Here is a 23,289-nt window from a genome sequence, read left to right on the forward strand (position 1 = left end):
CATGTCGCCACGCAAATCGAGAATCGTTAGTCTTCGTTAGCGAACAGTGGGGCCAGGTGGGCGATCTGGACCATTTCGGAGCCTCGACTGCGGGAAATGAACTCGCCTCGGCACGGCGGCAAGCGGCACCACGCCCGGCGAGGGTCTCGTTAGCAGCAGCCTGACTCAGTACGCACATGGACCTGCTGGTGAGGACCTGCCGCGCCTGGCCCAGGCGCAGACAGGCGGTGCGCAGGTCTCCGAATCGCAGCCGATAGCCAGCGACCTGGTGGTCTGGGACGGATATGTCGCGATAGCCTTGGGCGAAAGCCCACTAATCGAAGCGGGCGATCCAGTCTCGAGTTCCCCCTTGCGAACCGACAACATCGGCATGAGTCTCTTGGGTGCCTATTCGCCAACGGCATAGTGGTCGCGCCGTCGTCGGTCACCGAATTGACGCATTTAGGCCGACCCGTTCGGGCCGTGGTAAATTTCGCCCGAATACGCAGATGCACGCCGGGGCAGTGCCATCGCGGGGTCTCCCGATCTGATTGACGGGAGATTTCACCGAGTTCGTAGCTGCCCCGTGTGCAACCGCGAATCACGGTGACAGGCAGGAATAATCGGGGATGAATCAACCACAGCAGAATCCGTCGTGGCTCGATATGGGTGACGACGAGCCCGAGGCTCCGACCGTGTTTGCTCCCATCAACGTTCAACAGCCGCCGCAAGCGCGGTCAACGCACGTGGCCACGTCTGCTCAGAACACTCCCGGGCAAGTCGATGAGATCGCGCTCCTTCGACGTGCCAAGCACCCACCGGCCAAAGGGTGGCGCCGTGCCGTGTACCGCGCCTCCGGAGGTTCGGTAAATCTGGGGGACTCTCCCGCTGACATCAAGTACGCCGAACTCGTCCGAGCGGTACAACAACCCATCCGCGGCGACTACCGCATTGCGGTGCTCTCCCTCAAGGGCGGCGTCGGTAAGACGACGACGTCCATCGGCATCGGTGCCACTCTCGCGTCGAGCCGTGGTGACCGCGTGATTGCGATCGACGCGAATCCCGACCTGGGTACGCTCGCACAGCGCGTACCGCAACAGACTCAGTCGACGGTCCGCGATCTCATTGCCGACCGCTCCGTGTCTCGCTACTCTGACGTCCGCGCACATACCTCCCAGGCGCAGAATCGCTTAGAAGTCCTTTCATCCGAACGCGATCCGGCACGAGCTGAAGCGTTCAGTGAGTCCGACTACCGGCGGGTGATGGAAATCCTTCGCCGCCACTACAACATCATCATCACCGACTGCGGCACAGGCGTTAGCCATTCGGCGATGAACGGCGTTCTCGGTTACTCCAACCAGCTCGTCTTGGTGACGTCGCCCGCTATCGACGGTGCCCGTAGCGCAACGGCGACGCTCGAATGGCTGTCGTCGCATGGCTATGACGAACTCGCGAAGTCCGCAGTGGTCGTGGTCTGTTCATCAAGGAGCGGGTCCGCGTCTGTTGATGTCGATCAGTTGGCCCAGCACTTCCGCAATCGAACTCGGGCGGTTCACGTAATCCCGTTCGACGCTCATCTCGCCGAGGGCGCGGAGGTCGAGTTAGACCTCATGCACAAGAAGACCCGGACAGCGTTCATGGAACTTGCCGCGACTATCGCCGGCGGCTTCTCCCAGACTGTCCACTCCGATTAAGTTCCGTAGTCCTGCCACCGATAGTCGATGACTCGGTACTGATCCCCACGAAAGGCCCGAACGATGAATGAGAACTCCGGTAACCCACCGTCATGGATGGCAACCGAACAGGCGGACCCCGTGCCTGATTCTCCTATCGCCGACTTCGCCGCCGCTGATTCGCCGGGCGGGGACCAGCACGACAACGTCGACAACCAGGTTGCATCGCCAACTCAGAGCATGGACGCACAGTCCGGCGGTACGCATGCCTCAGGCGAGATGCTGGCCCCCGAGGTGTCAGCATTTCACCCTGAACCCCAGCCGCAGGCACAGGCAGGCCCGTATGGACAACCGCAGTTCCAGCACGATCAGTACGGACAGCCATACCCACCGCAAGAACAGCCTCAGCCCCAGTACGGGCAACCCCACCCCCCGCAGCCCTTGCCAGACGCGATGTACGGGTACTTTCCTGAATCGCAGCAGGGTTTCACGCCACCCGTGGGAACACCAGCGCACGGATACGGCCCGGTCCCGATGCCCTCGCAGCAGCACCAGCAGCCGGGCGTCCCGCCACAGGGTGCCCCGCAGCCCGGCTACGGGCCGAACCCTGCCGCCCCGGGCGTAGGTGGGCCTCGACCTGGTTGGCGCGAGTCGATCCGCAGTCGGTTCGTCAACTTTGGCGGTACGCGGAAGAAGGAAGAGGTCGCTCAACTCGCGAACCGCGTTCGTCAGCCAATCCGCAACGACTTCCGTGTCGCCGTGCTGTCGCTGAAGGGCGGTGTCGGTAAGACGACCGTCACCGTCGGACTCGGGTCGGTTCTCGCATCGCTGCGAGGCGACCGCGTCATTGCCGTTGACGCCAACCCTGACCTCGGCACCTTGTCGCGTCGTATTCCGGCACAGACGGCGTCGACTGTCCGCGACCTCCTCCAGGACCCGCACCTTGAGCGGTACATGGACGTGCGGAAGCACACCAGCCAAGCCCCGTCGCGCCTCGAAGTCCTCGCCTCCGAGCGGGATCCGGCGATCTCCGAAGCGTTCAGCGAGGACGAATACCTGCGGGTTATCGAGATCCTCGAGAACCACTACAACATGATCATCACCGACTGCGGTACCGGTCTCGTGCACTCCGCGATGGCAGGAGTCATGAAGTCGGCGACTTCGCTTGTCTTGGTCACATCTCCTGCGTTGGACGGCGCGCAGAGTGCGGTCGCGACGCTCGATTGGCTAGTCGCCCACGGATACGAGCAGATTGCTCGCGAGACCGTCGTCGTCATCGCTGCGTCGAAGGGCAAGAACGCTCCCGTTGACGTCAATATGCTGCGGGACTACTTCCTGGGCCGCACACGTGCCGTGCAGATCATTCCGTACGACGAGCACCTTGCGGTAGGCAGCTTCATCGACCTCGACCAGATGCAACCGGCGACCCGTTCCGCGTTCCTTGAGCTTGCCGCCACTCTGATCGAGCCATTTGTGATCCAGTTGCCGCCCACCGCGTTTGCCGGGCCATTCGGCGGAATGATGCCACCGCAGGGGCCACAGATGTAGCGACGTGGCACCTCGATAAGATTCGGGTCTGCCAGCAAAAAATACGCAGACCCTGTCAATGTTGGCAATACGGACACGCGAACTGATGGATCGTGCCGAAGCGCGGGAGGAGGAAATCGATCATCAACGACCCACATGAGCCGGGGACAGACGACGGCTTCTCTCGTGATGACGACGATACGCAGCAGATTCCCGTGGTCACGGGCGGTGTTGACTACAGCACGGTCGACTATGGCTACGACAACACGTACGACGCGGACGGGACCAGTACCCGTCCCGAATCGACCTCGACGTACGAACTCCTCCCCTCGGACGCGTTCGCACCCACCACCACGCGTAAGAGTCGGCGGTTCGCCATCATCGCGGCCGCCTGCATCGTGATCCTGGGAGTCATTGCCATTGGCGCGTACACCGCCTTCGCTGGTGGCGGCGATGATAGCTCCGCGTCTCCCACCGCGTCCGCACCTGCGCCCGCACCGGCGGATCGCGGTTCCACGGACGCCGCGTGTCCGGCGCGGACCGTTGGCAATGTAACCACTGGCAGCGATGCTGGCGGATCGGGCAGCGGAATCGACGTCATCAAGGCCTTCAACTACGCCTACTACGTCAAACGGGATGCACAAGCGGTCAGCGAGTTCGTGGTGCCGGCCGCGCGACGAGCCGTTATTCCGTCGATTGCGAATTTGCAGATGGCGATCGACGACCTGCCCAAGGGGACGACGCATTGTCTGACCATCACCGATCTGGGGAATGGTTTGCACAAGGTAGACCTCGCGCAGATCGCTCCGGGGCCTGGCGGGCAACGAACCGTCTTCCACCAAATGATCCAGACCACCAGTGAGAACGGCAGGTGGCTGATCGTGTCGAACACGGCCGTCGGCTAACAACTTTGCCCGCATTAGTGGGCCGATATAACCATCATCATTCACAAAGCACAGAGGAACCCCTAGATATGAACTCGACCTCCACCACCCGGCCTCAGAGCCGGGCGCTGACTCACGCTGGTGTTGCCGCACTCGTGGCAACTTCCATGGCGTTTGGCGCGGTCGCGGGCAGCGGCGAGGTATTTGCCGCTCCCCAGCAGGGCGGCATTGGCGGCGGCGACGAGAATCCGGCACCTCAGCAGCCCGGGTTTGGCGACCAAGGCAGTCCGCAGCAGGGTGGTCTCACGCCTGCTCCGCAGCCTCCGGCCCCGGCTCCCGAGCCCGTGCCATCGACTCCGGGTCCCCTCGGCCTCCCTGCGGCACCGTCTGCTCCGCAGAGTGAATGGACGTATCCCGCGCCGTCGTACGAGGGCGCATACAACCCCAATCCACTTGGTATTCACGCACCCAACCCGAATGCGCCGACGGTGAAGCGTGTTGCGCCGAAGCCGCAGACGTTGCGTATCGGCAACTTCGAGATGGCTAACAAGGATGTGCCGAACTTCCCGAACAAGGAAGGCTACATCGACTGGGCCAATGGTTGGGCCGCCTACAGCGAGCAGCAGATTGCCAATGGCCTGGTCGCGATGGGTATGGCTGAGGAAGACGAGGCCTCGCGTCAGGCTGCAGCGATCGTGATGGGTGCCGCTGGCGCGGGTGCCATCGGCGGTGCCGTTGCATTTACCGCGACAACTCTCGCCGTCGGGATGGTCACGGTGCCGCTCGGCGCCGTTGCTGGCGGCGTTGTTCCGTGGGCGGGCCCCTTCCCGCTCAACGTGGTTTCCATTGCTGGTGGCGCGGCGATCGGTGCTGGCATCGCTGTTAGTGCCGGTGTCGTCGCCGGTGTCGGTACCGCGATCGTCGCGGGCTTGATCGGTGGCGCGGCCGGCTGGGCACTCGGTACTGGCGATAAGGGCAACAACATTAAGCGTCCGGACGGTCTCCCGAAGAACGCTCCGCAGGACGGAACCGAGCAGGATTCGGGGATCAACCAGTTCGAGCTTCGCCTCGCCAAAGACGACGCGGCCCGCGCTGGGTTGCCGTCGGTGGAATACGTTGTCACCGAGCGTGGCGACGTCAAGATGACGGTCGGTACCACCAAGCTGGGTTGGACGGCCGAGCAGGCTCAGGGACCGCTCGCATTGCTCGGCCCCAACGCTCCGGCAGCGATCAACGACGGTGTCGTCGACGCGACGGATCGCGCGGCTGACGCCATTAAGGGACTGCAGGTTGGCTGGCCGCAGGAGGCCCAGCAGCAGGCCGCGCAGGAAGCACCGGCTCCGGCGTATGTCGGATCGCACCGCAAGCAGTCGGCATAAACATCTCTAACTCTATGAACCCCGAACTCGACTCAGATTGGGCTGCCGAGCCCCAGTGGAAGCTGACCTACACCCCCGGACGCGTCACCGCCTCACAGGCGATTGTTCGCGACCGGGGGCTTCCTCCTGCCAGCTGGTACCTGACTCCGTGGGAGGTTGACGCGGCACTTTCCGGCGGCGAGGACATCCTAGGGCTCGTTAATCGGCAGGATCCGCGGCTCCCGCAGCACGTGGCCGCCCATGAGGGACCGGCGGCGGTGACTCTGACATGCACCCGTTGCGGGCATACGGGCTCCAGGCCGGCTGACTTCGGTGCCGAGCATGACTCATGCACGCAGATGCACGAGGAGCCGTTGCAAATCATCGAGCCTGCCGTCGAAGGTTCGGTGGTCGAAGACTCGATGGTCGATGTCCTCGCCGTCGAGGATCAGGCCGTCGAGGTTTCGTCAGACGAGGTTTCGGAGATCGAGGATCCTGTCGTCGAGGATCAGGTGGTCCAGGAGTTGGTTGTCGAGAATGCGGCACCGCAACCGAGGTCCCCGGCCGACCCGTCGTGCCGCGAAGCCTGGATGGCTGCGGCCCGTACGGGCAGTCTCGTCGACGGTATTGAACCTGGTTGGCTCTCCCGCGACACCGAGGCCTTGGATCCTTGGACTGTGCAGTTGAGTTTCGACATCAACGCCTACGGTCCTGATCACGCCAAGCAAATCGCGAATCTACTGGCAACAATTACCGGCGGACGGGTCAGCGGGCTGTCGAACTAACCCAAGTCACGCATGCGGCGTCCTGCCTTTCGGACTCCCCTAGAGTCTACGAGTTCCCAGCCTCATCGATTATCCGCCGGCCACCCCGGATATGTGGTCCGCAGCGGAACGGAAGTCAAGGGCAAAGTTGCCGGAAGCCCATCGAACTTGCCACCCCAAACATCACCGCACACATCCGAAGTATTCGATATAACAAGATCGACGATTTTCCACGATCCGAACACATCCTGTTGCGCATGCTCTGCGAGACCATCCTGGTTGGCTGGCGGTTCATCGTTCCCAGACAACTCGACGGTAACCCGATTAGCGTTCGCGTCCGGCAAGGATGCCACTTGTTCCCACTGCGTCGGGCTCGCCGCAGCGTCCGGTTCGTATAGCCCAGCGTAGTTTCGACAGTAATCGATCTCAAGAATGTTATTCACGCGCTTAACGTCCAAGACCCGCAGACCCAACGTGCCGATCCACGAATCGGCTGTGGGACCACCTTGCGTGCTCTTTATCCAGTCGGCAAAGTTGCCTCGCGCTGCATCCACAAAACCTGGAGTCGCATCGGCCTTATCCGTCGTCATCGAAACGATATTGATGGACTCGATTGCAGCCCTGACATACGTACCCGTCGGCGACATTAAATCAAGGGCCTCAGTCTGGACCCACTCGAACGCAACACCATCAGCTGCTGGCGGCAACGAATACGACGCAGATGTCGATGTTGCCGACGCCGGAACCGGTTGATCCGAAGTACTCGCACATCCCGATGTCAAAGCACCGACAGCAGCAAGCGCAACGATCGAACACAGCCGTCTCTTCAACCCTTACCACTCCTTCTCCGGCCAACCGGGACTAGCTCCAACCAGGATTAGACCGAACCGTCACCTTCTGCGGATCAACCAACACGCCTTCGGGGAGTTGATTATCGCTCTCCGGCAGCGGCCACTCGTAACACGCATTCAAGGCGGCAATAGCCCTGGGCTCGGCGCGGCTAATTGCACTCCACATCGTCAACTTCCATTCCCCAAACACAGATTTGCTCGGCCGAAAATTTGGACCTGATTGAAAAGCCGGCGGCGCTTCACCCCCGGCGGTAAACTGGCTCTTCGTATTTCAGAGTGCGTTGACTCGTTCGGTGAGCTGACCCGAGTGCAGTAGTGACCGCAAGATGTAGTGGTCGAGGTTGCGGAAGCCTTGCGCGATGCCGCGGAGGTGTTCGAGGCGTCCGTTGATGGCTTCGACTGGCCCGTTGGAGACGCCGACGTCGAAGTAGGCGAGGATGTCGGCGCGCCGGGACCACAGGCTTCGTCCGAGTTGGGCCAACTCTTGCAGGCCTGCCGGCAGTCCGGTGCGGATACGGCGCAGGATCTTGTACATGAGTTTCTTTCCCTCGCGGCGCTGCGGGTGTTCGTAAGCGGCGATCAGCTGCTGGTAGATCTGGTGGGTGATCTCGACAGCGACATGGTCGTGGTGACTGGTCAGCGACTCGAACAGGCGGATCTTCTGTTTGTCGGTGAGCAGTTCGGTGCGGGTGTGCAGAATCCGGCGGATCTTGTACAGCGGGTCGTCCTTGCGGCCCCGGTGTCCGCATACCTGCTGCTGGATCCGTTGCCGACACAAGTCGAGTTTGCTTGCGGCCAGATGGACAACGTGGAACGGATCCATCACCACCCGGGCCGCGGGGAGTTCCTCGGCGGTGGCGCTCTTGTAGCCGGTGAATCCGTCCATCGCCACGACCTTGATCCGATCCCGGAACTGCTGGTCCCGGGCGGCCATCCACTGTTTGAGGACGTGTTTGGAGCGGCCGCCGATCATGTCGAGCAGGCGTGCCGGGCCGGTCCCGTCGATGACCGGAGTCAGGTCGATCAGGACCGTGACGAAACTCGGTTCCCCTTGTCCGCGAACGTGTTTCCATTTGTGCTCGTCCACACCGAGGCACCGGACCCCGTCGAGGTGGTCGCCGTCGTAGACCAAGGCGCGAGCGGCGTCTGTAGCGATCTGGTTGACCGTGCTCCACGAGATCGCGAGGTTCGCGGCGACGGCGGCCACGCTCATCTTGTCGACCACGATGCGCTGCAAAATCCAGCGTTCGGTCCTGGTCGTGACCACTGCTCGAGCCCTGGCGATGTGGTCGATCCTCGCGCGAAAGACCGACCTCGAGCAGTCGCTGGTGTGGCACACGAACCGCGGAACCATCACGTGCAGGAGGACTGGATAGCCGACGACAGGAGTGTCAGTCAGGACCCGCTCGACCCGATCTCGTAGTTGACCCGCAATGTTGCAGTCCGGGCATCGTCGATCGGGGTCGAGGACCTCGCAGAAAACATGGGTCCGGTCATCGGCGCCGACGGCCGCACCGGTGATCGTCACGCCCAACTCGACGGTTCGGCAGATCGTGTCGGCAACATCGGAAGTAAGCTCAGCCATGGGTCCTGTGGTGTGCGTCAAGGGTGTGTAGGAACTTCCATGATCACACCCAGGACCCGCCTACATCTTGTGGTCGCCCGCGCTCGTCCCGAACCTCACCTACGCACTCTCAGAACCGAAGAGCCGGTAAACTTCAGTTCGTAGCCGATCCGGTCACTTCCGGCAGGGCGAAATTTCCCTGGTGGAGTCTCTTCGTCAGCCACCGCCAAGCCCCTCGTATCGAGGCAAAGGTAAACTAGGAATACGGCGCCTTTTAGTTTCACACCATTCCCATTCTCGCGAGACAACAAACTACTAACTCGCGAATTATCCGAACCAGCGCCCGTATCAATGGCGCCTGCCATCCCAGGGTAAACAACACCAGGGTCTTCAGTCTTACTCAACAGAGTAAGCGATTCCGTCATGGCCCTAAGGAACGTACCTTCGGGCGATCGTAAGGAGATCTGGGGCGACTCCCCCCATACGAATCCGACCTCAGGAATGTCCAAGCCTTCGTCACTCGACTGGGCTCGCGAACTTTCCGTTGCCGAATCCACCGGACCATCGACACCCGGAGTGCACGCCGTCGCCGAAAGTACCACCGTAAGGATCGCCACCGACCCCTGCGACCAAGAACGCTGCCTTAAGCTCTGCATATCGCCTCCATACCGCAGCGCCGTATCAATTGAGCAAGCCTTCGGACCTCACAACACCTAGTCGCCCTTCAAATAGGATCACCAGGCTCACCGATTATCCGCTGGCCACCCCGGAAATGTGGTGCGCAGCGGAACAGAAGTCAAAGGCAACGTCGCCGGAAGCCCATCGAACTTGCCACCCCAAACATCACCGCACACATCGAGAGTATTAAACAAAAGATAATCCACAATCTTCCACGATCCGAACATATCCTGCTGCGCACGCTCCGAAGAACCTCGCTGGTTGGCTGGCGGCTCGTTGTCCCCTGACAACTCGACGATAATCCGATTAGCGGGCGTGTCCGGTGATGACGCAACTCGTTCCCACCGGGTCGGCTTCGGCAGAGCATCCGGCTCGTACAGCCCGGCAAAATTGCGACAATAGTCGATTTCGAGAGTGTTATGCACACGCTTAACATCCAAAATCTGCAAACCCAACGTCCCGATCCACGAATCCGTCGTAGGACCACCCTGCGTACTCTTTATCCAGTCGTCAAAGGTCCCGCGTGATGCGTCCACAAAACCTGGAGTCGCATCAGTTCTATCCGAAGTTATCGTAACGATCATGATGGACTCGATCGCAGCCCTAGCAAAAGTCCCCGTAGACGACATTAAATCAAGAGCCTCAGTCGGGACCCACTCAAATGCAACACCATCAGCGGCAGGCGGCAAAGAATACGATGCAGACGTCGACGTTTCTGACGCAGGAATAGGAGGGCCTGCGGCAGTTCCACACCCAGAGGCCAAAGCTAGTATACAAGAAAGAAGGGAGACAGCCTTTAAATTCTTACTAAACATCACTCAATTCCTATACGATAGGTTGACACCGATTCTAGATGATCGCTAACCGGTCACTCAGGTGGCGCAAAATCACCGTTACCCTTACCCTGGTCAACCCTGTCAGAGAAGGACGTTTCGTTACGATCGTACTTCGCGACCAATTTGCGGGCAAGGTTAGCTTTTTCAGACTTCGCCTTAGTGATCTTCCAGAGTTTGTAGTCGTCAGTATCTGCGATCTTCGGATTTTGCTTAACCATCCCTTCGATCACCTTTGGAAGACGAAAAACATCATTGTCCCCCGTTTCAATAAAGCTAAGAACCTGGTTCTCATCGACTGAAGTCAGGTCGATCGAACTATTTTCTTTGAAGACTGACGCCTTGGCGAGCGGCGTAATTCCTAGTGTCCCAATTGCGAATACCGGACCCCAACCCGGAATCGCACCAAACAGCCCGTTAACAGCCCCGCTGGCAGCGTCAAAATTTGCCATTTGTCGATTAAGTTCGATCGACTTCGAGTAGCCTTCGACCCATTCCCCCTCGTCCTTTGCTGTCTCAAACCCCTTAACCATGGCCGCTTGAAGGGCGCCGATCGTATCAGGGTCTGTTGCAACTTCTCCGCGCGCAATCTGCTTGCCGTAGCGTTTCGCGAGGCCGTCTTGCACATCTTTAATCGCCCAGGTTGCTGTGGCCCCAGCCATCGGATCACGATACAGAGTCGTCATAAACGACGATAAAGTTCCCATGTTCTGCAGGGTTAGCGTTTCATCATCCCCCGCAAGGCCTGCGTAGTGCGGCTTCATCGAAACAGCTAGAGTTTGAAGAAGCACTGAATCCTCAAATACTGACGAATGGACCTTATTCTCTCCCTCTTGATTCTTAGGAGATAGCGTAGCTAGATATTTTGCAACATTCTTGGCCGCAAGCTTTGTAGTTTTATCGTTCGGCTTATCATCCAGATAGGCGAGTATCCGGTAGACCCCCTGTGGATTGTTACCTGGGATTCGCGAGTCTCCAAGTGACGGATCCCCCGCAACCATGTCCGATAGATTATTCAACTCCGTCTGCAGGTTCTCAATCTGCTTCTTAGCAGTCGGATCCTTCGGTTTCGCGGCAGATATCTGAGCCTGAAGCTCCTTAATTCGCTCATTTACTGTCAAACCCGCATTCGAACCATCCGTGCCGTCCATCAACTGTCCAACCGCGGCTGGATTATCGCGAAGTAGCGCGAGCGAGGACTCCCGATCCTTAGCGCCCGCATTGATGAGGAGCTTTTGTGCGTCATCATAGTCCGATGGACTCCGCACCATTAGAAGCCCGTTCTTGCCGTGATCAAATTCCGCATAGACCGACTTGATTTCGAGTCCACGCTCAAGGAGAAGGCGATTAGCGTACGACCCGTTCTTGTAGCGATCGTCCGCTGAATCCAACATCTTTGCAAGACGCGTATACTCGTCCATGTCAGGGACGTCGATCGTTCGAAGGGGTTGCCCAGTCATGAAGTCGTATTTTGGACTAATTGGCTTAGCAATATGACGGAATGCTGGCGGCATCTCGGAGAGATCGATCGGCTTACCGTTCGATTTCACATGAGGGTTTGTCGCCATGTGCCCTGATGCACCCAAATAGGCTTCGAGATCTGGATTCTCTTCAATGAATCCCGCAAGTTTTGACGAGTCTCCAGTTGTTCCCGCCAGCTTCTTCCAAGCATCTAGAATGTAGCGCTTCTGCCCCTCCGGAATGTCAACGTCTTTCCCCTCGCTGAGATCAGTTTTTTGCTGTTCGGTTAGGCTAAAATTCGCCTTGAATCGCGTCTTCGCTTCTTCGCGCTGGCGAAACTTCTCCATGTCCGCGTCATACTTAGCCCAGTCTTCAGGACTCTTTCCTCGAGCTTCCTTCTCAGCCTGAACCGGATTGTACGCTCCCGGAGCTGCACCTTCACCGTCGCGCACCGGCGGCTTGGTGGGAGCTTCAGGTGGCACCGAATTTAGAATCTCGACATCTGCATCTGCGGCACTAGTGCCATCTGTAGCGTCCGTGGCGACGAGCCCACCCTTTGTAGGGTCCGGGTCAGGCGTATCTTCGCCAGGCGTCTTGCCGTCACCAGAATTCTTGACCGCTAGAATCTTCGGACCTGCGATTGCAGGAATAACGCTTGAATAAGGACCTGTTTTGGGAGGCTGGTCACCTGATGGGGGCGGGTTGTCCCCAGTTGTTGGATTCTCTCCCGCCGCAGGATTGTCTTTGGTGGTCGTAACTGCCGGTTCGATCGTTGTCGACTGAAACGGTTGAGGTGCACCCGGCCCCTGAACAATTACATCCGGCTGCTTCGGTGCCGTATCAACCACAATTTCCTCCCAAACAAAAGATCGTTATTAAATCTACCAGAACGTCAGTACGGTAAAATTCCACACTCTCGTCAAGATAAAGATCCGTGCTCTCCGAGTTTCTATGCATGCACCACTCCGACCACTACTCCTCCCCCGGCCGTGCTGACTCATCGGCCGGCCACGAAGCAAACTGCACTCGAACAGGATTCGTCCCTCGTCGGATAACCCGACCGCGACCCGCAGGCTCTTCCTGGAAATAGACCTTTGTGTAGATCTGACCTTCAGCACGATCACCCGACAACAACACTGCCGCAGCACCGTTATCCCGCAAACCGGAGATAAACGAGTCGAATATGGCTCGTGCAGCACCGCTCGATTTACGGGCGACAATGATGCACAAGCCAATGTCGCGTGCGTGCGGCAAAAGCGGGACCAACGGCGAAAATGGATTCAGCGCCGTTCCGGACGGCACCAGAACGTCATAGTCGTCGATAACTACAACCATCTCCGGGCCCTTCCACCAGCTCCGCTCACGCAACTGTGCCGGGGTCACGTCCGGTCCCGGCAAGCGGGCGCGCAGGTATTTATCTTCGGCGGTCTTTGTCCACACGAAGGGATGCTTGCGCTCATTCCAGCCATTGATGAATGCTCAGATCTTCGCATTGAGGTCCTTGACTGAAGTGAAGACGCCGCGCCGGATTGCTTGGCGGTCAATGATGCCGAACCACACTTCGACGAGGTTGAGCCACGATCCGGAGGTTGGGGTGAAGTGGACGTGGATATTCGGGTGCTCGTCGAGCCAGGTGCGGACTTCGACCTTCTTGTGGGTGGCGTAGTTGTCCATCACCAGGTGCAACTCCCGCCCTGGGTAGGTGCGGTCGATCTGCCGCAGGAACGACAAGAACTCCTGATGGCGGTGGCGTGGTTTAACTTCCACGGTCACCTGCCCGGTCGCGATCTCCAAGGCTGCGAACAAGGTGGTGGTGCCGTGACGTTTGTCGTCGTGGGTACGGCGTTCGATCTGCCCAGGCTGCATCGGGAGCAGCGGTGCGGTGCGGTCCAAGGCCTGGATCTGCGACTTCTCGTCCACGCACAACACGATCGCATTCTCCGGCGGCTCCAGGTACAAGCCGACGACATCGGCGACCTTGGCGACCAGTTCCGGGTCGGTGGAGAACTTGAACGTCCCCGACCGCCACGGCTGCACGCCGTACTCACGCCAGGCGCGCGCGACCGTGGCGTTCCCGATTCCGAGGTGCCCAGCCAGCAGTCGCGACGACCAGTGGGTGACCCCGTACTTCTTCGGCGGTGGCATCAAGGTCGCCGACACAACTTCCGCATGATCAAGATGCCGAGGCCGACCGGGCCTTTCGGCGTCCAGCAAGCCATCAATTCCGTCATGAAGATAACGGGACCGCCACTTGAGCACCGTCGGCACCGACGTCCCGACGACCTCACTGATCCGCGCGTTAGCCAACCCCTCGGCAGCCAGAATCACAATCCGCGCCCGACGCACCAGCCCTGCCGGCGTCGAAGTCGACCTCAACAACCGATCAAGCTCATCGGCATCACCATCACGCAGCTTCAGTGCCGGGGCAGGAGAATTCGCCATAACCAATTATCCCAGCCCGACAACCATAAACTAATTAACGACACGCGGCACTAGAATGCGCAGCGCTTCCGTGCCAATCCACGACTCCGTCTTAGTCCTGCCTTCCAGATCTCGGATCCAATCGAAGGCTTTCCCTCTTACAGAGTCCACAAAACCCGGAGTCGTATCACTCCGATCAGTGGTCATCGCAATGATCATGCTGGATTCTATTGCAGCCCGCACATACGTCCCCATCGGCGACTTCAAATCAAGAGCATCCGTGGGAACCCACTCGAACGCCATACCATCGGCCGCCGGCGACAACCAACGCGACGCCGATGGCGTCGTCGACGGAGCAACCGGAACCGATTGATCTGGAGAACTCGCACATCCAGCCAACAAAGCAACTGCGCCAGCAAAGGAAATTAAAGCTACAAGGCTTCTATTCATTGACTCACCATCACTAGGCCCATCCGGATTCCGCAGTACGACACCTTGCGACATCATATTCAGAAATACCATCCATCATAGATGGCCACAATCCGACGCACTCCTAAGGTATCTGACGAACGGATCCACCCAGAACACAACTGCTATTGATTGCCAGCAGGCCATCCGGGATACGTAGTGCGGGTTGGGGCAGTCGTCAACGGCAAAGTCGCAGGAAGTCGACTGAACTTCCCATCCCAGCCCTCCTTGCATGAAGGAGCCGTCAGATCACGGGAATCGAGATCGAGAGTTGTCCACGATCCGAAAACATTTTGCTGCGCACGATCTGCGGGGCCATGCTGGTTTGCCGGCGGCAGATCTTTACCGAACATGTTGACTGTAATCTGATACGAATATGGGTTCGGTGACGACGTTACCCGAACCCACTTCGTCGGCTTCGACAGGGAATCTGGCTTATACATGCCGCTCACATTGTCGCAATAATCAATTGCGAGGGTGTCTCCCGTACGCCGAACATCCAGAATGCGCAGCGCTTCCGTGCCAATCCACGACTCCGTCTTGGTCCCACCTTCCCGATCTCGCATCCAGTCGAGGGCGTTCCCTTTTACCGATTCCACAAAACCCGGAGTCGCATCGTTCCGATCAGTGGTCATCGCAATGATCATCCGGGATTCTATTGCAGCCCGCACATACGTCCCCATCGGCGACTTCAAATCAAGAGCATCCGTGGGAACCCACTCGAACGCCACACCATCAGCCGCTGGCGACAACCAACGCGACGCCGATGTCGATGCCGAAACCGGAACTGATTGGTTCGGAGCACTCGCACATCCAGACACCAAAACGACTGCGCCAGGAAGCGCAGACAGCAGCCTTAGATATCTATTCAAAACCATGTGCATGCTCCTTGCCAAAGCTTGTACCTCACCGGTCCGTCTGGACGTGACATCATGACTTTTTCTTTTTCTTACCAAGATCGCCTGCAACTTTACCTTGGTCAACTCTCACAGAAAATGGCGTTTGATTTCGCTCGTACGCCGCAACAAGTTTCCGCGCTAAGTCTTCTTTTTCATCCTCACGAGTTTCAGATTCCCAAGCCTTATACAAGTCAGTATCTTTAATACTAGGTTTCTGCTGAACCATTCCATCAATTAATTTGGGCAGACGATATACATCGTTGTCGCCCGTTTCAATCAAGGCCAGGATCTGATTTTCGTCGTCCGAATTGAGGTCGAGCGATTGATTTTCATCAAAAACAGACGCCTTCGCTAGTGGCGTGATCCTCAGGGGTCCAATTGCGATGACAGGCCCGACCACAGGAATGGCACCCACCGCACCGTTTACTGCGCCGCTAGCGGCATCAAACTTTGCCATCTGCCGATTGAGTTCGATAGATGCAGTGTAGTCCTTAACCCACTCCCCATCATTCTTTGCGGTTTCGAACCCTTTAACCATAGCAGTTTGCAGCACGCCGATCGTATCGGGATCCCTGCCTATTTCACCACGGGCAATCTCTTTACCATATCGCTTCGTTAGTCTGTCTTGCTCATCCTTGATTGCCCATGTCGCCGTAGCCGCAGCCATCGGATCGCGATACAGAGTAGTGATGAACGCCGAAAGCGTTCCCTGATTCTCAAGATTTAGCGTTTCGTCATCTCCCGCCAGGCGGCATAGTGAGGCTTCATCGAGGCGGCCAACGTCTGAAGGAGCACTGAATCTTCAAACACGGATGAATGCACCTTATCCCCTGTTTGATTCTTAGGAGAGAGGGTTGCTAAGTATTTCGCGACATTCTTGGCCGCCAGCTTGGTCGTCGTGTCTTCTGGTTTATCGTCGAGATAACCCATTATCCTATAGACGCCTTGCGGATCGCTCCCTGGGATTCGCGACTCCCCGAGCGTCGGATCCCCAGCAACCAAACCGGACAGGTTATTCAGCTCGTTCCGCAGATTTTCTAGGCGCTTCCTTCCCTCAGCGTCCCCCGGTTTAGCTGCGGAAATCTGTCCCTGAAGTTCCTTGATCCGCTCATTTACGGTCGAACCGGCGTTTGAAGCATCTGTGCCGTCGAGTAGTTTTTCGATTACCTTTTTGCCAGTCGGATCATCACGAATTAAAGCGAGCGAGGACTCGCGATCCTTAGCTCCGGCATTGATGAGCAACTTCTGTGCATCATCGTAGTCAGTCGGACTCCTAACGGTAAGAATGTTGTTCTTGCCGTGATTAAACTTGTTATAGACCGACTTTATCTCCAGACCGCGCTCAAAAAGAAGCCTGTTAGCATAGGATCCATTTTTGTAGCGATCATCCGCCGAATCCAACATCCTCGCAAGACGCGCGTACTCATCCATATCTGGCACGTCAATCGTCTGATGTCCCGTCGACGAGACTCCATATGTCGCCGGGATGGGTTTTGCAATGTGCCGGAAGGCTGGCGGCATCTCCGAAAGTTCGGTCGGCTTACCGTTCGATTTCACATGAGGATTCGTCATCATCACTCCACCGGCCGAGATGACTCGTCGGCTGGCCACGCAGCAAACTGCACCCGAACAGGATTTGTCCCTCGTCGGATAACCCGACCGCGGCCGGCAGGCTCGTCCTGGAAGTAGACCTTTGTGTAGATTTGACCTTCAGCACGATCACCCGACAACAGCACCGCAGCCGCACCGTTATCCCGCAAACCCGAGATGAACGAGTCGAAGATCGCGCGCGCAGCACCACTCGACTTGCGCGCCACGATTATGTGCAAGCCAATATCCCTGGCATGCGGCAAGAGGGGAACCAACGGCGCAAACGGATTCAGTGCCGTTCCCGAGGGGACGATGACGTCGTAGTCATCGATCACGACCACCATCTCCGGCCCCTTCCACCAACTACGCTCCCGGAGCTGCGCGGGAGTCACGTCAGGACCGGGAAGTCGGGCACGCAAATGCTTGTCGAGCGCCACGAATACTTCCGAGGCATGCTCCTGGGTCGTAACATATCGACGCTGCGGTGGCGCCGGGACAAAGTCCAGCAACGACCGCCGCGGATCGACCACCACAAGATCGTTGCTCAGCACATCACGTCGCCGCACAATCTCACCAAGGGCAGCCTTGAGAAGGTTCGTCTTGCCCGCTTCCGTGTCGCCAAAGATGATCAGGTGGGGGTCCTCGCCGAAGATGTCGATGCCCAGTGGCGACAGCGTCGCCTCATCGAGTCCCAACAACACCGGAGGTGTCCCGGAGTCCATCGCCACGAGGTCCTTGTGACTGATGTAATCCGGCAGCATTCGGATCGGCGGAGCCTTGGGCCCAGCCCAGTGCGATCGGATCAACTGAGCGAGCTCGGAGAACTGAGCCCCCGTCGCGTCGAAGATCTGCGCGAGTTTCTTGTCCGGCGTCACCACGCGGCCTTGCATCTTCTGCGAAATACGTTGCTGCAGTTGCCGATCCAGATTCGAATCCACTGGATTGTTCAGCCGGTGCTCAATCGTTGTCGCCAAGTTCGACTGCAACGCCATCCGCATATCGGCCAACCGGTTCGCAGTCACAATCACATGCAGGCCATAGCCAAGGCCACGAACGGCAATATCCGTGACAGCAGGGACCAGCGCGTCGAAGTCAGCAGCGAATGATGCCCACCCGTCAATCAACAAGAAGTGGTCAGCGGCCGCGATCTCCGGAATCGTTCCGTCCCGCACCATCTCCCGCAGTTGGTTCATCGAACCAATCCGGTACCGGCCAAAGATCTCCTCGCGGCGAGACAGTTCCTGAACGGCCTCGGCCACCGCGCGGGCAATCTTGTTCGGGTCGAAACGCGTTGCGACGCCACCAACATGCGGGAGCTCTTCCAGATCCCCCAGGGTGGTGCTCGCCGCGTCGACCACATGCCAACTGACTTCCTTCGGCGTGTGAGTCAGCGCAGAGCCGAGCACGATCGCCCGCGCCGTGGTGGTCTTGCCAGTCTGCGGCGCACCGATGATCATGGCGTTCGCCGAGGCTGCCTCAAGGTACATCAAACCCTGCCACTGTCGTGCGGGGTCGTCCACAATGCCAATTGGGAAACGCAAAGCCCCATACAGTGATTCGTCGGCAAGCTGGATGCCCCGATGCTCGACGTCGTGCATCGATCCGAGATCCTCCTCGTCGACCTTGAGACGGCTACTCAACGGCGGTAGCCACAACTGGACAACCTTGGTGCCCGCGTCCGACATCCGCTCAGCCGCTACTTCGAGAGCGATCTTGTCGAAGGGCGTCTCCGCCCTCGATGCTGCTGCCTGGGCCTTCGCGAACTCGGCGTAGTTGCTCTTCTGTCGGTCGAGCCAATCTTCCGTGTAGTTCTGAATCCAGTACGGCATCGGGATCGGCGGCAAGTCGACGCTCACCCGTTCGGTGCTCGGTTCATAGCGACCCGAAACGTATGCCGCTTTAAAGCGCGAATAGACGTCCGGATCCACCTTCAGGTAGCCCGAACCCGGCAACGCAGGCAGTTCATGCGCATCTGCTGTACCAATAACGACCTTGGATTCCAGCGCGGAAAAGGTTCGTAGACCCAACCGATACGACAGGTGCGACTCAAGTCCGCGCAGGCGGCCCTCTTCCAATCGCTGCGACGCCAACAGCAAGTGCACACCGATCGATCGTCCAATACGGCCGATCTGCACAAAGAGATCGAGGAACTCGCGCTTCTGCTCGAGGATCTCACCGAATTCGTCAATGATCACCGCTAGGTTGGGCAGCGGTTCGAGGTCGGCACCGGCGTCGCGTCGATCGTTGTAGTCGTAGATGTTCTTGGCACCGGCATCTTGCAACACCCGCTGGCGCCGCTGCATCTCACCGGAGACAGCATCATGCAAGCGGTCGACGAGGCCTTCCTGGTCGCCGAGGTTGTCGACCATCGCCGCCGTATGCGGAAGGATGTCGAGGCCGGCGAACGCAGCACCGCCCTTGTAGTCGACGAGCACAAACGCGAGGCGCTCCGGCGGATGGAACAGCGCCAAAGCCAGAACCATGGTCCGAAGGACCTCCGACTTGCCCGAACCCGTCGCACCGATGCACAGACCGTGCGGCCCATGCCCGCCGAGCGCGGATTCTTTCAGGTCCAGATGGACTCGGGCTCCGGCCGTGTCGATGCCGAACGGAACCCGCAGGAAGTCATCAATCGATCGTTTGGCCCAAAGTTGGTGCGGGTCAAACGTGCCGATATCCTCGATGCCCAACAGGTCTTCGATCGTGACCGTCGACTCCAGCGGCGCCTCAGCCATTGTCTCCGGCGCGAGCCGAATTGGTGACAGCTGCCGGGCAATGGTCCGCGCGAAGTTCTCCGAGACACCATCAAGGGCACCCCTTGAGGCCCCATTGATGAACAGTTTTTGCCGCGCCGCCGCGTTTTGCAGCACACCGTGCGGGCTGGCGTCATCAGCATGCGGATCGACGACATCAACAAGGAAGTCGTCGGTGACGGTGACCCTGGTGGTGATCTCACTGGGTTCGTTTAACCGATTCGTCGTCAGCGTCAGTACGCACACGCCAATCTGCGCCGGTGAGATCCCCGGCGGCATTAATGCCAGCGGCTGCTGTCCACCGCAATCGTCGAGGTCAACGACGATCACAATATGCGGCGTCGCCGATGGCGCGCGGCCGCGCTTCATCACCTCTGCCGATCGTGCAGCGATTTGTGCGTTGAGCATGGCCGATAGACGCGCTTGGTCGGATGTAAAGCGCCTCCGGTACACCGGGCCGTCGAATCCTGTTGAATCCTGAATATGCGGGGCATGCAGGAGCCACTGATGAGCGTCCCGGTCTGTTCCAGCGCAGATATGAATGACCGCATCTTCGGGGGCATGCCAGGTGATGTACTGCGTGAGAGCCGCTCGGACAAGCGCCCGTCCTGCCGCTTTCCCAGCGACCACAGATACGGTCCCACGCAACGGAATCGTCACCGGTAAGCCCGGAATCCGTTCAACACGAGTCTTTAGCCGCCCGACGTACGCACCAGCGACCTCGTCGATTTGCGCCGCCGGATCGCTGGGCTTGTCAAAGCGAGCCACGCGCGCCAATGGGCCCGCTCCGCTGCCGACCCGGACCACCGCAAAATCGGGATCAGCTGGCCGGCGTTCGTACAGGCGAGCAGGGTTGTCGATGATGATGGGAAGGTCGGATGGCTGCGGATGAAAGTGCCGCTGCGTACGTTCCTGCAGTTGCGCTTCTTCATCGATTTCCAACCCGACGCGTTCTAAGAAGGTGAGGAACGACTTGCGGGCCTCCTCCATGCGTTTGCGCGGACCCGTCTTCGAACGAATGAACATGCTAATGCCCATCATCAGTCCGACGACGACGAATCCGGCCCCGGCGATCATTCGAATGACGTTGCCCGACGACATCATCATCAGCATCATCCCGCCGCCCGACACCAGCGGCATGATCAGACGCATCGCAGCGCCTTCTTGGGCGCCGGAAGAAGACTCAAGTACAGGCGGAGCCGGGATTACTAGCGCCTCTTTGGGCAGTGGGTCCACCCGGATGCGCGCTGGACGATGAAATACCTTCGCAGCCAATCTTGTCTCCTGTTACTGCATGAGCGCGGACAGCCCTCGAGGCGAAACGAGTGAAGTCCGCGCCAGAATGACCTAAGCCCAGGACACCCAATACCTGGGCAAGTCCTGGGCCTAGATCAGAGTGCGGCGTCTTAAACGTCGATTGCGCTACGCATCTGAGTACGCATGGCACTGTTGGCCTCGCCAGCCGAACCGAGCGCATTGTGGACCTCGGCGAGGATGTTACGCACGACCGTCGCGCCGGCCTGGAAGCGGCTAAACAGTGCTTCGTACTGCTCCGCCTCGTCACCTTCCCACATGCTCTTCAAGGTGTTGCGCGAGCCCTGGAAGGTCTCAAGCTCAGAATCGAACCGCGCGACCTGACCTTTGAGGTCCTGCAGCATCGACTCGATCTGGCCCTCGTTGAACTGATATTCACCCGACATGGTTTTCCCCTAAGTGTTTGTTGCGTGCCCACGCAGGACACAGTGAAGCTGAAGGTTTAGAAGTGAACTTCGTCGACACCGGACGTTGCTTGGTGGCGCGCCACGGCATCAGTCTGCTCGACCTGTCCTGCCGTGGTTGCGGTCGCGACGCCTTCGACCTTCGAAACGAAGGTCGTCAACGACGTCTTCATCTGCTCCTGGGCTTCCGATGCGCGGCCCGCGAACTGCGTCCAAACATTGGCACCGGCACCCTGCCACGCGTTGGCGACCTGCTCGATCGTCTGAACAAACTGGCCGCTGATCTGCGTGAGGTTGCCGCCTGATTCGACAAGCTCCTGCGCGTGCTTCTGGAACGCGGCCTCGTTAAACCGAGTATTTGACATGCTTCTGCTATCCCCTCGTGGCTTCCCGAGCCACACAAGCGCATGGCATTTGTCGGTTATCGGGACGATACATGAGACCAATGTACGATGTCGTATCAGGGTCATTTCGATGAGCTACGACGGCCAAAACAGTTGGTAGACACCCTGAGCCAGGAATACGAGCGGAATGATCGCCAGCACAACGGGGTACTCAATCGCGTTCAGGCCACGCGTTAGTCGGGCCGCGGCGACGGCGTCCAAAGTCGCCACATTGGCTAACGCAATCCCGACCAGCACCGCGGTGACGAACACAGCCGACATTGCCGCGCCGGCCACACCACCGATGCCAAACCATCCTGGGAGCGCGACCATCCCCGCGACACCGGCCACCATTGCGGCACCCAGCAGCGGCACCACATGCCGGGCATGCGAATACGACCGGCTGTGCAGAACAAGCACGACAGCCACGACTAGCGTCAACATCCCCTGGACCCATACGCCAGCGACTGCAAGGTACGCGCACACACACGTGATGAGGATCGCGGCGGTCGATACAACGACGTCGGTCCGACTCTGAAGCGCTGCGAGGGCATCGCTCATCTCGCTGCGCGGTACCTGGTTTCCCTCTTCCGACTTCCGCACGAGCGCGACGATGCCGCTAGACATCATGGCGAGTTTGGGCCCGAAACCGAGAATCAGCAACAGCGGGATGAGCCCCCACGCTGCGATCGCGACGCCGCTCGCCCCCAGGGCTATCGCACCGGCGACGACGGCGAGGACGACGGCAACAGTCAACCCAATGACGCCAGCGACTTTCGGCAGGGACAGTGACAGCAGGCCGACGATCCCGACGCCGAGCGCCGCACCAATCAGCGCCCACAACACTGTGTTATCCGGCGCAGCGTTGCGCGCAAGCAGTGCTCCGGCACTCGCAAGCGCTGGGACGACTGCCCAGCTGATCTCCGCGCCTGATCGGTCACGAAGGGCCCAACCTGCCGCAACCGCACCGATACCGATGGCCGCTACCACGGCAGCGGTGCCGATCCCGGAGGCGATTACCGCCAGCGCGACGGCCGAGATCGCCAGCCCGACGCCGCTGATCAGGCTCACGGCTCGGTCCCTGACCGGTCCACGCCAGAGCGCGAAGTCGTTCTCGCTCGCGATGCCAATCCGATGGAGCACGTCGTCGATGAACGGCTGCTCCGCCGCCTCTGCTGTCCTGGCCAGATGAAGGACTTCCCCGTCCCGGATGCCGAGAGCAGCGGGATCCAATTCGAGATCAATCGGGCCACGCGCCAGCGTTGACAGCGACCACCCACCCAATTCGTCGAGGTCCTGGGGCAGCGCTTCAACCATGTTCATCAGCACGGGAAGCTGGTCGATGACCGGCGCGTCCATCGGCAAGCTGGCGTCGACCTGTAGTTTCTCGCTAGCGACGGTGACCCGGACGAAGCTCTTACTCAAACGACTTGTTCCCTAGCTTGTGATGCCTGAGGTAGACATTCCGGAGGCCTAACTGGCTCA

The 23,289-nt window shown here is 59.2% G+C and carries 17 protein-coding genes and 2 pseudogenes; 6 read left to right on the forward strand and 13 right to left on the reverse strand.

Annotated features, from left to right (window positions below; genetic code table 11):
• Nucleotides 1-659: 659 nt before the first annotated feature.
• From WBA38_RS09630 to WBA38_RS09650, 5 genes and pseudogenes are all read left to right on the forward strand, one after another.
• Nucleotides 660-1,673: pseudogene (locus WBA38_RS09630) on the forward strand (MinD/ParA family ATP-binding protein); the annotation flags it as partial.
• 120 nt (nt 1,674-1,793) lie between these two features.
• Entirely contained in the window at nt 1,794-3,200 is a 1,407-nt protein-coding gene (locus WBA38_RS09635) for an AAA family ATPase (protein ID WP_424322570.1), read from the forward strand.
• A gap of 194 nt (nt 3,201-3,394) precedes the next feature.
• Nucleotides 3,395-4,084 carry a hypothetical protein gene (locus WBA38_RS09640; protein WP_424322571.1) on the forward strand — a complete coding sequence of 230 codons (690 nt, stop codon included), beginning with the start codon at nt 3,395-3,397 and terminating at the stop codon, nt 4,082-4,084.
• A gap of 134 nt (nt 4,085-4,218) precedes the next feature.
• Nucleotides 4,219-5,442, forward strand: coding sequence for a hypothetical protein (locus WBA38_RS09645; RefSeq protein ID WP_424322572.1), 1,224 nt, complete (start codon nt 4,219-4,221; stop codon nt 5,440-5,442).
• A gap of 14 nt (nt 5,443-5,456) precedes the next feature.
• Nucleotides 5,457-6,206 carry a hypothetical protein gene (locus WBA38_RS09650; protein WP_424293812.1) on the forward strand — a complete coding sequence of 250 codons (750 nt, stop codon included), beginning with the start codon at nt 5,457-5,459 and terminating at the stop codon, nt 6,204-6,206.
• 62 nt (nt 6,207-6,268) lie between these two features.
• On the opposite strand, the gene WBA38_RS09655 is transcribed toward WBA38_RS09650, so the two are convergent.
• The 3 genes from WBA38_RS09655 to WBA38_RS09665 all read right to left on the reverse strand — a co-directional run bounded on the left by WBA38_RS09655 (nt 6,269) and on the right by WBA38_RS09665 (nt 9,733).
• Nucleotides 6,269-6,775: a hypothetical protein gene (locus tag WBA38_RS09655; protein WP_424293813.1), complete on the reverse strand. Its 507-nt coding sequence runs from the start codon at nt 6,773-6,775 to the stop codon at nt 6,269-6,271.
• A 532-nt stretch (nt 6,776-7,307) separates the two neighbouring features.
• Nucleotides 7,308-8,621 (reverse strand): ISL3 family transposase, encoded by a 1,314-nt coding sequence (locus WBA38_RS09660; RefSeq protein WP_424322573.1) that lies wholly within the window; start codon nt 8,619-8,621, stop codon nt 7,308-7,310.
• Between the two features lie 722 nt (nt 8,622-9,343).
• Nucleotides 9,344-9,733, reverse strand: a complete 390-nt coding sequence (locus WBA38_RS09665) for a hypothetical protein (protein WP_424294705.1) — start codon at nt 9,731-9,733, stop codon at nt 9,344-9,346.
• 127 nt (nt 9,734-9,860) lie between these two features.
• On the opposite strand from WBA38_RS09665, the gene WBA38_RS09670 reads away from it, so the two are divergent.
• Nucleotides 9,861-10,142: a hypothetical protein gene (locus tag WBA38_RS09670; protein ID WP_424294703.1), complete on the forward strand. Its 282-nt coding sequence runs from the start codon at nt 9,861-9,863 to the stop codon at nt 10,140-10,142.
• Between the two features lie 4 nt (nt 10,143-10,146).
• Here WBA38_RS09670 and WBA38_RS09675 read toward each other — a convergent pair whose 3' ends face one another.
• From WBA38_RS09675 to eccD, 10 genes and pseudogenes are all read right to left on the reverse strand, one after another.
• Nucleotides 10,147-12,420, reverse strand: coding sequence for a hypothetical protein (locus WBA38_RS09675; protein WP_424322574.1), 2,274 nt, complete (start codon nt 12,418-12,420; stop codon nt 10,147-10,149).
• A 124-nt stretch (nt 12,421-12,544) separates the two neighbouring features.
• Nucleotides 12,545-13,012 (reverse strand): hypothetical protein, encoded by a 468-nt coding sequence (locus WBA38_RS09680; protein WP_424322582.1) that lies wholly within the window; start codon nt 13,010-13,012, stop codon nt 12,545-12,547.
• Nucleotides 12,989-14,014, reverse strand: a pseudogene (locus WBA38_RS09685) (IS630 family transposase); the annotation flags it as partial. The gene WBA38_RS09680 and the pseudogene WBA38_RS09685, both read right to left, overlap by 24 nt.
• A 572-nt stretch (nt 14,015-14,586) precedes the next feature.
• The gene (locus tag WBA38_RS09690; protein WP_424322575.1) at nt 14,587-15,108 is read right to left on the reverse strand and encodes a hypothetical protein; all 522 of its coding nucleotides are present in this window, start codon (nt 15,106-15,108) and stop codon (nt 14,587-14,589) included.
• Between the two features lie 283 nt (nt 15,109-15,391).
• Nucleotides 15,392-16,027 (reverse strand): hypothetical protein, encoded by a 636-nt coding sequence (locus WBA38_RS09695; RefSeq protein WP_424322576.1) that lies wholly within the window; start codon nt 16,025-16,027, stop codon nt 15,392-15,394.
• A 56-nt stretch (nt 16,028-16,083) separates the two neighbouring features.
• On the reverse strand, nt 16,084-16,932 hold the full coding sequence (locus tag WBA38_RS09700) for a hypothetical protein (protein WP_424322577.1): 849 nt from the start codon (nt 16,930-16,932) through the stop codon (nt 16,084-16,086).
• Between the two features lie 2 nt (nt 16,933-16,934).
• Nucleotides 16,935-20,939 carry a type VII secretion protein EccCa gene (gene eccCa, locus WBA38_RS09705; protein WP_424322581.1) on the reverse strand — a complete coding sequence of 1,335 codons (4,005 nt, stop codon included), beginning with the start codon at nt 20,937-20,939 and terminating at the stop codon, nt 16,935-16,937.
• Nucleotides 20,940-21,109: 170 nt separating this feature from the next.
• The gene (locus tag WBA38_RS09710; protein ID WP_424293537.1) at nt 21,110-21,403 is read right to left on the reverse strand and encodes a WXG100 family type VII secretion target; all 294 of its coding nucleotides are present in this window, start codon (nt 21,401-21,403) and stop codon (nt 21,110-21,112) included.
• A 56-nt stretch (nt 21,404-21,459) separates the two neighbouring features.
• A complete protein-coding gene (locus WBA38_RS09715; RefSeq protein ID WP_424293536.1) occupies nt 21,460-21,786 on the reverse strand; it encodes a hypothetical protein in 327 nt (108 codons plus the stop codon).
• A 114-nt stretch (nt 21,787-21,900) separates the two neighbouring features.
• Nucleotides 21,901-23,229 (reverse strand): type VII secretion integral membrane protein EccD, encoded by a 1,329-nt coding sequence (gene eccD, locus WBA38_RS09720; protein ID WP_424293535.1) that lies wholly within the window; start codon nt 23,227-23,229, stop codon nt 21,901-21,903.
• Nucleotides 23,230-23,289: the final 60 nt, after the last annotated feature.

The organism is Gordonia sp. (in: high G+C Gram-positive bacteria) (assembly GCF_049647785.1).
Classification (GTDB): domain Bacteria; phylum Actinomycetota; class Actinomycetes; order Mycobacteriales; family Mycobacteriaceae; genus Gordonia.